This is a genomic window from Streptomyces sp. NPDC088746 (assembly GCF_044751065.1).
Taxonomy (GTDB): domain Bacteria; phylum Actinomycetota; class Actinomycetes; order Streptomycetales; family Streptomycetaceae; genus Streptomyces.
Window position 1 is genome coordinate 654979 of the sequence record NZ_JBIVLA010000001.1, and the last position, 13450, is coordinate 668428.

General features: G+C 72.7%; 15 protein-coding genes. 7 read left to right on the forward strand and 8 right to left on the reverse strand.

Going from position 1 to position 13450, the window contains the following annotated elements; all coding sequences use genetic code 11:
- Positions 1 to 65: 65 nt before the first annotated feature.
- Positions 66 to 1148: a serpin family protein gene (locus ACIP63_RS03010; RefSeq protein ID WP_401510837.1), complete on the reverse strand. Its 1083-nt coding sequence runs from the start codon at positions 1146 to 1148 to the stop codon at positions 66 to 68.
- Between the two features lie 64 nt (positions 1149 to 1212).
- Here ACIP63_RS03010 and ACIP63_RS03015 point away from each other — a divergent pair, with 64 nt between their 5' ends.
- Positions 1213 to 1689, forward strand: coding sequence for a GNAT family N-acetyltransferase (locus ACIP63_RS03015; RefSeq protein WP_401510839.1), 477 nt, complete (start codon positions 1213 to 1215; stop codon positions 1687 to 1689).
- A gap of 18 nt (positions 1690 to 1707) precedes the next feature.
- On the opposite strand, the gene ACIP63_RS03020 is transcribed toward ACIP63_RS03015, so the two are convergent.
- Positions 1708 to 3759 (reverse strand): DHA2 family efflux MFS transporter permease subunit, encoded by a 2052-nt coding sequence (locus ACIP63_RS03020; protein WP_401510841.1) that lies wholly within the window; start codon positions 3757 to 3759, stop codon positions 1708 to 1710.
- Positions 3760 to 3891: 132 nt separating this feature from the next.
- Here ACIP63_RS03020 and ACIP63_RS03025 point away from each other — a divergent pair, with 132 nt between their 5' ends.
- Positions 3892 to 4857, forward strand: a complete 966-nt coding sequence (locus ACIP63_RS03025; protein ID WP_401510843.1) for a peptidoglycan-binding protein — start codon at positions 3892 to 3894, stop codon at positions 4855 to 4857.
- Between the two features lie 192 nt (positions 4858 to 5049).
- A complete protein-coding gene (locus ACIP63_RS03030; RefSeq protein ID WP_401510845.1) occupies positions 5050 to 5712 on the forward strand; it encodes an HAD-IA family hydrolase in 663 nt (220 codons plus the stop codon).
- Positions 5713 to 5781: 69 nt separating this feature from the next.
- On the opposite strand, the gene ACIP63_RS03035 is transcribed toward ACIP63_RS03030, so the two are convergent.
- Positions 5782 to 6516, reverse strand: coding sequence for an ABC transporter permease (locus ACIP63_RS03035; protein WP_401510847.1), 735 nt, complete (start codon positions 6514 to 6516; stop codon positions 5782 to 5784).
- A 210-nt stretch (positions 6517 to 6726) separates the two neighbouring features.
- Between ACIP63_RS03035 and ACIP63_RS03040 the strand changes: the two genes are divergently transcribed.
- The 4 genes from ACIP63_RS03040 to ACIP63_RS03055 all read left to right on the forward strand — a co-directional run bounded on the left by ACIP63_RS03040 (position 6727) and on the right by ACIP63_RS03055 (position 10557).
- Positions 6727 to 7371 (forward strand): HNH endonuclease family protein, encoded by a 645-nt coding sequence (locus ACIP63_RS03040; RefSeq protein WP_401510849.1) that lies wholly within the window; start codon positions 6727 to 6729, stop codon positions 7369 to 7371.
- 73 nt (positions 7372 to 7444) lie between these two features.
- Complete coding sequence (locus ACIP63_RS03045) at positions 7445 to 9121, forward strand: alkaline phosphatase D family protein (protein ID WP_401510851.1); 1677 nt, start codon at positions 7445 to 7447, stop codon at positions 9119 to 9121.
- A 112-nt stretch (positions 9122 to 9233) separates the two neighbouring features.
- Positions 9234 to 9692, forward strand: coding sequence for a DoxX family protein (locus ACIP63_RS03050; protein ID WP_401510853.1), 459 nt, complete (start codon positions 9234 to 9236; stop codon positions 9690 to 9692).
- A 205-nt stretch (positions 9693 to 9897) separates the two neighbouring features.
- Entirely contained in the window at positions 9898 to 10557 is a 660-nt protein-coding gene (locus ACIP63_RS03055) for a DedA family protein (RefSeq protein ID WP_401510855.1), read from the forward strand.
- A 13-nt stretch (positions 10558 to 10570) separates the two neighbouring features.
- Here ACIP63_RS03055 and ACIP63_RS03060 read toward each other — a convergent pair whose 3' ends face one another.
- The 5 genes from ACIP63_RS03060 to ACIP63_RS03080 all read right to left on the reverse strand — a co-directional run bounded on the left by ACIP63_RS03060 (position 10571) and on the right by ACIP63_RS03080 (position 13353).
- A complete protein-coding gene (locus tag ACIP63_RS03060) occupies positions 10571 to 10792 on the reverse strand; it encodes a DUF2277 domain-containing protein (protein ID WP_104785181.1) in 222 nt (73 codons plus the stop codon).
- Positions 10793 to 10834: 42 nt separating this feature from the next.
- Positions 10835 to 12220 (reverse strand): DUF1254 domain-containing protein, encoded by a 1386-nt coding sequence (locus ACIP63_RS03065; RefSeq protein ID WP_401510858.1) that lies wholly within the window; start codon positions 12218 to 12220, stop codon positions 10835 to 10837.
- 1 nt (position 12221) lies between these two features.
- Complete coding sequence (locus ACIP63_RS03070) at positions 12222 to 12656, reverse strand: hypothetical protein (RefSeq protein WP_399228820.1); 435 nt, start codon at positions 12654 to 12656, stop codon at positions 12222 to 12224.
- A 131-nt stretch (positions 12657 to 12787) separates the two neighbouring features.
- Positions 12788 to 13132 (reverse strand): hypothetical protein, encoded by a 345-nt coding sequence (locus tag ACIP63_RS03075; protein WP_401510860.1) that lies wholly within the window; start codon positions 13130 to 13132, stop codon positions 12788 to 12790.
- A 5-nt stretch (positions 13133 to 13137) separates the two neighbouring features.
- The gene (locus ACIP63_RS03080; protein ID WP_362942189.1) at positions 13138 to 13353 is read right to left on the reverse strand and encodes a hypothetical protein; all 216 of its coding nucleotides are present in this window, start codon (positions 13351 to 13353) and stop codon (positions 13138 to 13140) included.
- Positions 13354 to 13450: the final 97 nt, after the last annotated feature.

A 13450-nucleotide genomic window follows, 5' to 3' on the forward strand; every position in this document is an offset into this window, starting at 1 on the left:
ATTTGCCGAAAGAATGCCCGAATACGGCTGGGCGGTCCTCGGACGGCGCCCCTCGTCGGGCCGGGTCAGTCCTCGTACGCCGGGGTGTCCGCCTGCCAGCCCGCGAAGAGGGGGACGTCCGTGGAGCCGTCCAGGACGACGATCCCGAAGGGCCGGTCGAAGGCGATGTGCCGCCCCGGCCGCGCGGCCGACGTCCGCAGGGCCACGACCGTGACCGCCGCGGCCTCCACACCCTCCTCCGCGACCTTCAGCACGGCCTCCTGGACCACGTCGGAGATGAAGGCGGGCTGACGGGAGAGCCCCGAGAAGTCCGCCAGGGCCGGCGTGGTCGCGCGCCGTACACCGAGGGCGGGCAGCTGGTCGTCGACCTGAATGTTCGTACGCAGGGTGAATCTCGGAACGGCGACGGTCACCGCGTCGGCACCGAGCGGGACGCGCTCCTCACTGGGCGCCCACCCCGCGGGCAGGACCCGCGCCGCGCCCGCCCCCGGTTCCCCCAGGACCAGCCTGATCCGCGCCGGGGCCGCGCCACCCCGTTCCGTACGGCAGCGCAGCTCCACGACGTGCGCGCCCGCGACCGTCCACGCGTCCCGCACCGGAACGGACGCGTGCATCGTCGCTGCCGGGCGGGTCCTGCCCGCCTCGTCGGTGAACGGGGCCTCACGCGTGCGGTTCACCTCGAACGGGGTCTCCCAGAGCGCTTTCAGGGCCAGCGCGTCGACGAGCGCGAAGGACGCGCCGTCGAGCTCCATCGGCAGCCGTTCGATCAGGCCGCCGGTCCGCTCGCGCACCCAGGCGTCGATCTCGTCCTGGTCGACCGGCCCGAACGCGATGTCGGGGAGCGCGTCCATGTACTCCTGACGGAGGGTCATCCTGCTCCACACCCGGGTCGCCACGTTCAGCGCCTCGGTGCGCTCCCAGTCCCGCGCCGCCTCCGTCACCACGCCCGCGGCCTCCGGGCCCGCCACGCCGAGCAGGGTGCGCAGCTCGGCGGCCGTCTCCGTGCGGGCTCCCGCGGCGACGGCCGTCAGGGCCAGCCACAGTCCGGCGGGCGAGCACACGAAGCCGCCCCGACCGGGCCGCGCCAGCTCCCGTATCCACTGCTCCCCGAGCCGCTGGACGGCCGCCGTCGTGGTCGTGTCCCGCATGGTCACTGCCCCCTGAACGTATTAATGGTTCGTCATCCCGTCACACCCTGGACAGAATGTACGAATGACGTGGACCGTGACCCCCGAACACTTCGGAAGCCCCGAGGCGACCCTGCTGCGGCGGGACTACTACGACGAGGTGGCGAGCCGTTACTGGGGCCGTCCGGCGACCACGGCGGAGATCGACGACGGGCTGAGGGACGACGGCGTCGGCCGGCTCGCCCCGCCCACCGGGGAGTTCCTGGTGGGCCGGTACGAGGGCAAGCCGGCGAGCTGCGCGGGCCTGCGGCTGGTGGACGCGGCGACGGCGGAGCTGACCCGGGTGTACGTCCGGCCCGCCTTCCGCTCGACGGGCGGTGGCGGCCTGCTGCTCGCGGGCATCGAGAGCGCCGCGCGGGCGTACGGGGTGCGGAGGATCCGGCTCGACACGCGTGACGACCTGGTGGAGGCGCGCGGGCTGTACGCGAAGCACGGTTACGCGGCGGTCCCGGCCTTCAACCAGGGCCCCTACGCGGAGCACTGGCTCGCCAAGGAGCTCTGAGCCCCTCCGGGCGGGCCGTCAGCCCACCGAGTGGTCGCGGCGCGGTTCGGGCATGTGCGGCCGCTCCTTGCTCGACCCGCTCACCTCGGACGACAGCTCCGTCACCAGCCGGATCAGGTCGGTGGGCCGGTCCGGCCCCCACCAGTCGCCCAGGAGCTCGGCCAGCGACTCCTCGCGGGCGTGCGAGAGCTTGACCACGGCCTCCGCGCCCTTCTCGGTGAGCACCAGCTGCATGCCCTCGCGCCGGGCGAAGCCGTGCCCCTCCACCTGGCGGGCGGCCGAGGTGATCACTCTCAGCGGCACGGGGGCGACCTCGGCCAGCCGGCCGGGCTCGACGGTGCCGTGGCGTTTGATGCGCAGCAGCAGCCAGCTGGCGGCGGGCTGCAGGTCGTACCCGGCCTTCTCGGTGATCTTCTCGTAGATCTCCCGGCGCCCCTCACGGGTGGCGAGCACCGAGAGGGCGCGGGCGCATTCGTCGTACGAGGAGCGCTGGACCGGGTTGGAGGCCAGGGTCTCGCTGGTGTCGGGCGCCGTCACCGATCCGCGCAGGGGCTCCTCCTTGAGGAACCAGGCGAAGACGAACGCGACGAGGACGACGGGCACGGCGTACAGGAAGACGTCGGTGATCGCGGTCGAGTAGGCGCTCAGCACCGAGGGGCGCAGGTCGGCCGGGAGCCGGCCGATGGCCCGGGGGTCGGCGGCCAGGGCCCCGGCGTCGACACCGGGCGGCAGGGAACGGCCGCTGAGCGCCTCCTCGAGTTTGCCGGAGAGCCGGTTGGTGAAGATGGTGCCGAACACGGCCACACCGAAGGACGCTCCGATGGAGCGGAAGAAGGTCGCCCCGGAGGTGGCGACGCCGAGGTCCTCGTAGCCGACGGAGTTCTGCACGATCAGCACGAGCACCTGCATGACCAGGCCGAGCCCGGCGCCGAAGACGAAGAAGCAGAGGCTCATCGTCCAGGTGGAACTGTTCTCGGAGAGGGTGTGGAGCAGCAGCAGGCCGACCACGGTGAGGGCGGTGCCGGCGATCGGGAAGACCTTCCAGCGACCGGTGCGGCTGACGATCTGGCCGGAGCCTGTCGAGGTGATCAGCAGCCCGAGGACCATGGGCAGCATGTGCACACCGGACATGGTCGGGGTGATGCCGTGCACCACCTGGAGGAACGTCGGCAGGTAGGTCATGGCGCCGAACATGGCGAAGCCGATGACGAAGCTGATGACGGCGACGAGGGTGAAGGTCCGCTTCCGGAAGAGCTTCAGCGGCAGCACCGGTTCGGCCGCCCGGCGCTCGGCCGCGATGAACCCGACGAGCAGCACCACCGCGAGGACCGCGAGGACGATGATCTGCGGGGAGGCCCAGGCCCAGGTGGTCCCGCCGAGCGAGGCGACGAGGACCAGGCAGGTGGCGACGGAGGCGATGAGGAAGGTGCCCAGGTAGTCGATGGTGTGCTTGGTGCGGCGGACCGGGATGTGCAGGGCACCGGCGATGACGAGCAGCGCGATGACGCCGATGGGCAGGTTGATGTAGAAGACCCAGCGCCAGCTGAGGTGCTCGGTGAAGAAGCCGCCCAGCAGCGGTCCCAGCACGCTCGTCACCCCGAACACCGCTCCGAACAGGCCCTGGTACTTGCCTCGCTCGCGAGGGGCGACGATGTCGCCGACGATGGCCATCGACAGCACCATCAGTCCGCCGCCGCCGAGCCCCTGGAGGGCGCGGAAGCCGATCAGCTGCGGCATGTTCTGGGCCATGCCGCAGAGCGCGGAGCCCACGAGGAAGATGACGATGGCCGTCTGGAAGAGCTTCTTGCGCCCGTACTGGTCGCCGAGCTTGCCCCAGAGCGGGGTCGCGGCGGTCGCCGCCAGCATGTAGGCGGTCACCACCCATGACAGGTGGTCCAGGCCGCCCAGTTCGCTGACGATCGTGGGCAGAGCGGTGGACACGATGGTCTGATCGAGTGCGGCGAGCAGCATGCCGAGGAGCAGTGCGCCGATGGACACCAGGACGTTCCGCCGGGACCGCCCCTCACCTTCCGCCAGGGGTGGCGGGCTCAACTGCTGGGCCATGAGCATCTCCTCGGGTCCGCTTCCCCCTATCCTGTCCGCTCTGTGCCGTTATGGCCTGCCGAGCAGCGGTACGGCCGTTGGGCTTCCCCGTGGCGGCCTGCATAATCGCAGGCAGTTCGATGGGGAGGGGAACCCACAATGACCGGACATGTATGCCCGGAGTGCGGTGGCGAGCGGGGCGCGAGACCCGGGGCGGGGTGCGCCTGCGGTGCCCGTACGGCCGAGCGGGACGCCCGGGCGGCGGAGATCGCGGCGGCCGAGGACTTCGACCCGCTGCGGATCCGGCCGTATGTGACGCTGGGCGGCGACGACGCCCAGAACTCCGGCGCCCCGGCGGCGGAGACGACGATGCCGTTGTTCCTGGACGGCGCGGGAGGCGGAGTGCCGGGGCCCGGGGCCTCACCGGGTGCGCCGCCCGACGCGGTCACCGCGGACGAGACCCGTCGGCGTACGGCCGCGGCCTACGCGGGCGGCGGCCCCGACCCGGTGCAACCGCGCCGCCGGCGGCCGTTCGCCGTGGTCGCCGTGGGGGCGGCGGTGGCCGCGGTGGTGGGTACGGCCGCTTTCGCGAGCGGGCTGTTCGACGACGAGGACCGCCGGGACACGGCGCTGCCCGAGATCACGACGAGCGCGCCGGCCACGAGCGACGGTCCGGCCGCGTCGGTGTTGGCATCCCCGTCCGGGTCCCCCTCGGCCACGCCGTCCGGGTCCGCGTCGGCGTCGCCCTCGGCGTCCGCCTCACCGTCGAAGAGCCCGTCGGCTTCGCGTTCGGCCACCGCTTCGACGTCACCGTCGCCGTCCGTGTCCGCGACGAAGGCGCCCGCCCCCACGACGGCCACGGCGGCGCCGCCCGTCGAGGAGGCGTCGGGGAGCACGCTGCGGCGCGGCGACCGGGGCGCGGAGGTCTCGGAGCTCCAGCGACGGCTGCAGGAGGTCTGGGTCTACCGGGGGTCGGACGACGGCGACTACTCGGAGCGGGTGGAGGACGCCGTCGCCGAGTTCCAGAGGTGGGTGTCGGTCAAGGGCGATCCCTCGGGTGTCTACGGCCCGGAGACCCGCCGCGCCCTGGAGGCGCAGACGAGCGGCCGAGGGCGCCGGTCCTGAGCGTCCGGGTTCGGATCCCCCGTCGGCGCGGGCTCCACGACATCCCCGAGCGCGGGATTGGCGTTTCGGCGGACGTTTTTGTATCGTGGAGGAACAAAGTAGCCCCCGCTCGTTCTCCCTGACCGGCGGGCGGGGCTGCTTGTTTTCTTCACCGCAGCCACGAGCTGTTCCCCCGCGCTCTGGAGCATGCCGATGCCGGCCACCGTCCTCGAAGCCCGCGCCCTCCTGTTGGACATGGACGGCACCCTCGTGAACTCCGACGCGGTGGTGGAACGCTGCTGGCGCCGCTGGGCGATCGCACAGGGGCTCGACCCCGAGGCGGCGCTCAAGGTGGTCCACGGCCGCCAGGGTTACGCCACGATGGCCGCCCTGCTGCCGGACCGCCCCATGGAGCAGAACTACGCGGAGAACCGGATCATGCTCGCCGAGGAGACCGCCGACACGGACGGCGTCGTGCCCATCGGCGGCGCCACCGCCTTCATGGCCTCGATCGCCGGCCTCCCCCACGCACTGGTGACCTCTGCCGACGAGGCGCTCGCCCAGGCCCGGATGACGGCCGCGGCCCTGCCGGTGCCGGAGACCCGTGTGACCGCGGAGATGGTCGGCGCCAGCAAGCCCGACCCCGAGGGCTTCCTCAAGGGCGCGGCCGAGCTGGGCTTCGACCCTGCGGACTGCCTCGTCTTCGAGGACTCCGAGGCGGGCATCGCGGCGGGCCGTGCGGCCGGCATGCGCGTCGTGGGCGTCGGCCCGCGCGCGGCGGCGCTCTCCCCCGACGCCCATGTCGAGGACCTGACGCGACTCCGGGTGGAGGCGGGCGCGGACGGCTCGATCCGCCTGCACGTCGACCTCCCGTAACGCTTTTTCCGGTTCACCCTTCGAGGACGGCCCCGCCCGGCGCACAGCCCGAGCGGGGCCGCCCTCGTCTCACTCCCGGTGCAGCACCCCCCGGGCGATCAGCTCCAGCACCAGTGCGACGGCAACCGTCTGCACCGCCATCAGCGCCACCAGGACGAACAGCTGAACGGCGCCCGCCTCCACGGGTGAGGCGCCGCCCAGCAGCATGCCCACGAAGGCCCCGGGCAGGGTGACGAGCCCCACGGTCCGGGTCTGGTCCAGCCCCGGCAGCAGCGCGTCCGAAGCGGCGGGGCGGGCGATCTCCAGCCGGGCGTCCCGGTCGGGCAGACCGAGCGCCATCCCGGCCTCCACCTCCCCGCGCCGCACCTCGAGCTCGTCCAGCGCGCGGCGCCCGCCGAGCACGGTCGCGGTGAGCGCGCCCCCGATGAGGATGCCGGTGACCGGGATCAGGGCGATCCCCCGCGCCGGAAGGAGCCCGGTGAGCAGCAGCGCCACCACCACCGGCACGACGCCCGCAGCGATCGGCACGGCGGCCCACCACCAGGTGCGGTTACGGGTGATCCGCCGGCCCGCGGTGCGCACCGCGACCGCGAACATCAGCGCCAGGAAGCCGAGCAGGGGCCCCGGGGAGCGCACCACCCAGCCGATGAGCAGGGAGACGACGGCCAGCTGGACCGCGGCCCGCACCCCGGCGACGGCGATCTCACGCGACCTGCCCAGCGAGGCCCACGCGGCGACGGCGGCGGCGCACACCAGGAGCACGGCGAGGACGACACCGAGGGCGGGACCGACCGGAAGCAGCACGCGGCAACCCTAAGGGCTGCCGTACCGTCAACCTCCGTACTCGAACAGCCTTCGGACGGGACGTCAGACCGACCGTCCTACCTCTTGATGTGACGTGCGCATGTCGTCACTCTGTTACCTGGCGACCACCCCACCGAAACCCGGCGCCGCCACGATGGTCCGGCTCGACAGGTCGCCCGCCCGACAGCCCCCCACATCAAGGGAGTTCACATGTCCGGTATCTACGCGCGTCGCATAGCCGTCGTCGCCGCCTCGGCCGCACTCGCCGCCACCACCGGGCTCCTCACGGCCCCGACCGCCCAGGCCGCGATGCCCACCCCCGTCAGCGCCTCGACCGCCCGTACGTATCTGGGTCAGCTCACCGTCTCCACCGAGGGCTCCTCGTCCGGCTACAGCCGCGACAAGTTCCCGCACTGGATCACCCAGTCGGGGGCCTGCAACACCCGCGAGGTGGTGCTGAAGCGTGACGGCACCGGGGTCGTCCAGGACTCCGCCTGCGCCGCGACCAGCGGCAGCTGGTACTCGGAGTACGACGGCGCCACCTGGACCGCCGCGTCCGACCTGGACATCGACCACATGGTCCCGCTCGCCGAGGCCTGGCGTTCCGGGGCCAGCGGCTGGACCAACGCCCAGCGCCAGTCCTTCGCCAACGACCTGACCCGCCCTCAGCTCATCGCGGTCACCGACAACGTCAACCAGTCCAAGAGCGACCAGGACCCGGGTGAGTGGCTCCCGTCACGCACCACCTACCGCTGCACCTACGCCCGCGCCTGGGTGCACGTGAAGCACTACTACGACCTCACCGTCGACTCCACCGAGAAGAGCGCCCTGCAGTCCGTCCTGAACGGCTGCTGACCGCCCTCCCGCCCTCCTCCGTCGCCCCGTACCCTACGGAGCCATCGACGACGGCGACGCGAGGAGGGCACACATGGCCGGGCTACGCCTCGGACCACTGCTGAGGTACGTCGACTGGGAGTCCGGCTCCCGGGCGACCGTCTGGGTGGAGGCGACGAGGCCCTGCACGGCGGAGGTCCGCTGCGCCGACGGGGCGGGCGGGACCTCCCCCACGTTCGCCGTCCAGGGGCACCACTACGCCCTGGTGGTGGTGACGGGCCTGACCCCCGGTTCGGCCACCCCGTACGAGGTGCTGCTCGACGGCCACCGCGTATGGCCGCCCGAGGACTCCCGCTTCCCGCCGAGCACCATCAGCACGCCCGCCGTGGACCGGCCGGACGACATGGATCCGGTCCGGGTCGCGTTCGGGTCCTGCCGCTGGGCGGCCCCGCCCGCCCACGGGCACGACGCCATCGGCCCGGACGCGCTCGACGCGCTGGCCACCCGCCTCGCGGCCGACCCCGGCGCCGTACGCCCGGACGTCCTGCTGCTCCTGGGCGACCAGGTGTACGCGGACGAGACGTCGCAGGCCACGCAGAGACGGCTCGCCGCCCGGCGCGATCTCGACGAGGCTCCCGGCGCGGAGGTCGCCGACTACGAGGAGTACACCCACCTCTACGACGAGTCCTGGCGCGACCCGGACGTGCGATGGCTGCTCTCCACGGTCCCCAGCTGCATGATCTTCGACGACCACGACGTCGTGGACGACTGGAACACCAGCGCCGCCTGGGTCCAGGACATGCGCCGCACGCCGTGGTGGCACGAGCGCATCGTCAGCGGGCTCATGTCGTACTGGGTGTACCAGCACCTCGGCAACCTCTCCCCCGACGCCCTGGAGGCCGACCCGGTCTACGCGGCCGTGCGCGCCGTGCCGGACGGCACCGAGACCCTGCGCGACCACGCGGCGGCGGCGGACGCCGACCCCACGCTGACCCGGTGGAGCTATCGGCGTGTTTTCGGCCGAGTACGGCTGCTGATGGTGGACACCCGGGCGGCCCGGTCCCTCGAGGAGCAGCACCGGTCGATGCTCCGCGAGGGGGAGGAGAGGTGGCTGCGCGACGAGGTGCTCGCGGACCCCGGCGCGTACGACCACCTGCTGATCGGCACCTCGCTGCCCTGGCTCCTGCCGCCCCTCATACACGAGGCGGAGACGTGGAACGCCGCGCTGTGCCGGGGGGACCGGGGCGAACGCTGGGCGCGCCGCGGGGAGAAGGTGCGGCGTGCCGGTGACCTGGAGCATTGGGCCGCGTTCCCGGAGTCCTTCCGCCGCCTGTCGGAGCTGCTGAGGGAGGCGGGCAGCGTGCCGGACGCGCCCGCGACGGTATGCGTGCTCTCGGGCGATGTGCACCATGCGTACATCGCCGAGCCCCAGTGGTCCGGCCCCGCCCCGGACGGCACTCCCGCCGCACACGTCCTGCAACTGACCTGCTCTCCCGTCCACAACTCCATCCCCGGGTACGTGCGCGCCGGCTTCCGGTTCGGCTGGAGCCGGGTGGGCCGATGGCTCGGGCGCGCGCTGGCGCTCCACGGGCGGACGGGGAGCCCTCCGATGCGCTGGCGCAAGTCGGGTGGACCGTGGTTCGGCAATCAGCTGATGACCCTCACCCTGCACGGCCGGAAAGCTGCGCTGACATTGGTGCAGGCCAGAGCCAGGCCCACGGGGGCACAGCTCGAGACGGTTCTGGAGCGCTCCCTGACGTCGAACGAATGACCAATTTTCAGCCAGTCGACAGAATGTTGAACTTGCAAGCAATAGTGAGGTCACCCTAACCTGAGGGGCCCCGATCGGTTCACGTCCCCAGACCGAAGGAGCCCCACCCCCCATGTCCATACGTCTGAACCGTGCCCAGCCCTACGCACTCGGCCTTTTCCGCGTCGTCATCGGCTTTCTCTTCGCCTGCCACGGCGCCGCCTCGCTCTTCGGAGTCCTGGGCGGCTCCATGGGCGGCGGCACCGTCCCCGCCGGCACCTGGCCGGGCTGGTACGCCGCGGTGATCCAGCTCGTCGGCGGCATCCTGGTCGCGCTCGGCCTCGGTACCCGCATCGCCGCTCTCGTCTCCTCCGGCTCCATGGCCTACGCGTACTTCAAGGTGCATCAGCCCGAGTCGCTGTTCCCCCTGCAGAACGGCGGCGAGGCCTCGGCGGTCTTCTGCTGGGCCTTCCTGCTGCTGGTCTTCACCGGCCCCGGGGCCGTCGCCCTGGACCGGCTGTTCTCCTCGCGCGGCGGCTCCGCGAGCGAGAGCGAACCCGCTCGCGAGAAGGCCCGCGCCGTCTCGGTCTGACCCCACGCTCCCCACGCCCCGGCCCCCCTCCTCCCGAGGGGGGCCGGGGTCGTACGTGAGCTGCGCGACATCGGCCGTCGGGCCGGTGAATACCAGGTGAACCGGGTGACCAGCAGGCGTACGCTGTACAGCTGGCCCTGCCGCTCCTGCCGCTCCCCTGCGACGTCGCGGCGTTGACACGGACACGGGAACGGGGAGTAGAAAAGTGCTCGAGAGTGTGGGTGCGCTGACAGGCAGCCCATGGATCTACGCGGTGGTCGCCCTCTCGGTACTCCTGGACGTCTTCCTGCCCGTCCTCCCCAGCGGTGTCCTGGTGATCGCCGCGGCCACCGCCGCGGCCGCGAGCACGACCACGGTCACCGCCGCGGCCGGTGAGGCCACCCGGCACGTGCCCTCACTGCTGGTGCTGACCCTCTGCGCCGCCACCGCCTCCGTCCTCGGCGACCTCGTCGCCTACCGCCTCGCCTGGCGCGGCGGCGAACGCCTCGACCGCGCCATCGCCCGGTCCCGCCGCCTCACCTCCGCCCAGGAGCGTCTCGGCGCGGCGCTGAGCCGCGGCGGAGGGGCGCTGGTCGTCGTCGCCCGCTTCGCCCCGGCCGGCCGCTCCGTCGTCTCCCTGGGCGCCGGCGCCGCGCACCGCAAGGTCAAGGAATTCCTGCCCTGGTCGGCCGTGGCCGGAGTGGCCTGGGCGGTCTACAGCGTGGGCCTCGGCTACTTCGGCGGCCAGTGGCTGGGCGCGGGCTGGCTGGGCACGGCCGTCTCCGTCCTCGCCCTGTTCCTGGCGGGCGCACTCGCGGCGGTCGTCGTCCGCCGCCCCGCGCACGCCTCAGCCGCGCCGGTCGCCGGAGCCCCGGCCGGGACCTGAGGGCCCGGTCCGCTCAGACCCGGGCGGCGCCCCGGATCTCCAGACCGTCCAGCAGCCGCTGGGTGGCCTCGGTGATCTCTTCGACCGCGCGGTCGAAGACCTCCTGGTTGTGCGCGGCGGGCGCACGGAAGCCCGAGACCTTGCGCACGTACTGCAGGGCGGCGGCTCTCATCTCCTCCTCGGTGGCCTCTTCGGGGATGGACGGGGGACGAAGCGTCTTGATGCTGCGGCACATGTCTCCAGTGTGCGACGCGCCACTGACAACGCGCCCGGGGAACTAGGGTCGCGGCCCGTCCCCGAGCCGCTGGAGCGCCGGGACGGCGTAACTCCCGTCGAGAACCGCCCGGCCGGGGACGTGGAACCGCAGAAGCGGGCGGAAGCCGCCGGCCGGCAGCGGCAGCCAGTTCGCCGCACCGGCCGCGTCCGCCGGCGGATCCGCGGACAGGCGCAGCGTCAGCGACCCGTCGTCGCCGTGGACGAGCCCGGGTGTCCGGTCCCCGATCGCGTACCGGTCCGCGGCGTTCGCCACCAGGTGGCCCCCGGGGCTGTCGTACACGGTCAGCGACCAGAACGCCCCGACCGGTGGCGGCTGCGTGAAGTGCAGCGCATAGCTGTGCGCCCCGTCGAGCAGGCGTCCCCGGGAGTCACGGGACGTGTGGGCGTACACCGCCTCGTACCCATGGGGCAGCCAGCGTCCCCGCCGGGCCGCCACCGCCCTGACCAGGTACGACGCCTCCCGGTCGGAGATCTTCCACTCCGGTGAGCGGAGCGTGCCGACGCCGTGGTGGTCGAGGTTGTAGTCCCGCAGGTGCGGAATCATCCGCCAGGCACCCGGGACGCCCTCGGCCGCGACGGTGTGCGGGCGGGCCGCCTCCTCCACCCGCAACCTTCCCAGCGCGAGCCCCCGCCGCAGTGAGCGTACGAGGGTGGGCCCGGCCGACACGTACGGCGAGATCCCCTCCTCCAGGAGCCCCAGGGGCTGGAACCGGTCCTGGTAGGCGCGATCGGCGGCGGCGGGCGGGAAGTCGGCCATCCAGACCCGGAGCTCTTCGAAGAACCGCAGCTCGCCCGGGACCCCGGTCTCGGTCGCGGGAAGCCCGGTCCGGTGGGCCCGGTCGCCCAGGTGCGTGAGTGTGAGCTCCTGCTGGAGCGCCCTGACCCGGGGCATGTCCTCCGGTCCGTCGCAGGCGAGGCGGCCGAGGACGGAGACGACGGAGGTGGGGGCGTCGATCACCCCGGACACCACGTCGGGGACGGTGCCGGCCCATCCGGGCGGCACGACCATCCAGTCACCCTCGCCCGTGCCGGTGGCCCGGGTGCCGAGGTAGGCGAAGGCGTTGCCCCAGGCGTCGACGAACTGGAGGACGTAGTACGCCCCGCCGGTGTCCGGGACGTGCAGCCGGACGGGCCCTCCGGAGAGGTCGAGCTGGGCGAGGGCGTCGACGAGGTCGGCCGGGGCGTACGGGGTGTGGGTGCCGGGCGTGGCGGGCCCGTCGGCATGGGCGAAGTCGTTGAAGGGTGCGGGTCCCAGAGTCCCGCAGCCCTCCTGGAGACAGGCCTGGACGGCCGACAGCTGCCGGACGAGCGGGGATCCGTAGACGTACGCGTCGGCGGCCAGCGCCGTGACCGCGTCCGGCTCCGAGCCGCCTCGCCCCGGGTTCACGTCAGATGACCGGCTTCGCCCGGTGGGCGCACAGGGCCCAGATCACGAAGGTGTCGAGCGCGATGGAGATGATCGCCCACACCGGCTGGTACGGCAGCCAGATGAAGTTGGCGATCAGGTTCAGGGCCGCCAGCCCGACGCCCACGCCCCACGCCCAGGCCGCGCCTTTGAGGATGCTCCATCCGACGAGCACCAGGAGCACCCCGAGGATCAGGTGGATCCAGCCCCAGGCGGTGATGTCGAACTTGAACGTGTAGTTGCTGATGCGCGTGTACACCTCGTCGGAGGCGATGCCCGCGATCCCCTTGACGATGGCGAGGATGCCGTCGACGAGGAGCACGATCCCCGCGAACAGGACCCCGGTGGCCGCCCAGGGGCTGCCGGGTCCGGGGGCGGACGGGCGCGAGGAGCCGGGGGCTGACGCTGACTGGGCCATGGGATTCCTCCACTCGACGGGCCACGCCGCATCACGGCGGGCAGATCCGACCCTGTGCGACGGCCTCACCGGCCACGACCCGGACGCGCCCGTTCGGGTGACGGCCCTTCCTCGCTGTCCCGCCGTCCCGCTCAGGGTGCTCCCACGGTCACGACCTGACCGTGCGCGTCGACGGTGAGCACCACTCGCTCGACCTTGTTCGTCACTGCCAGGACCGCCCAGACGACACCCCAGAGGCAGCACGAGAAGACCGTCAGAAAGGCGTGCAGCACATGGTTGACCGGCTGCCCTCGCAGAAGTACGGCCTGGCTTCCGGACCGCGACTCCACCCGCCATCCGGTGGCGACCCGCCGGCTCACCACCCAGTCGAGGATCAGGCCCCGCTGCGTGTCGTCGGGTGTTCCCGCGCTCGCCCCGTAGTAGCCGGGGGGCGGTTCGAGTGACGCCTCGTGCCGGTGTGCTCCACGATGCTTCACGGGGCTCACCTCCAGGTTTCGAGGTCTCCGCCCCGCCACTCGATCAGCTCGGGCTGGTCCAGGTCGATCTCCTCGGCCCCCTGGGCGAGCCCCGCCCGCCGGAGGAACGAGGCCACGTCACCGCGCCCGTGCGCGAGCCCGACGATCTGGCCGCGCACGGTCACCCGCCGCCCACCGGTCGGTGAGGGCGGGTACACGATCACAGGCGGATGTCCGGACATGACTCCACGGTCCCCCGTGCCTCGTCGCCTCGCATCCCGGGACCTCCGGAGCGGACGGGGAGCGGCGCCGCAGCAGGAACGGCGTGGTCAGCAGCAG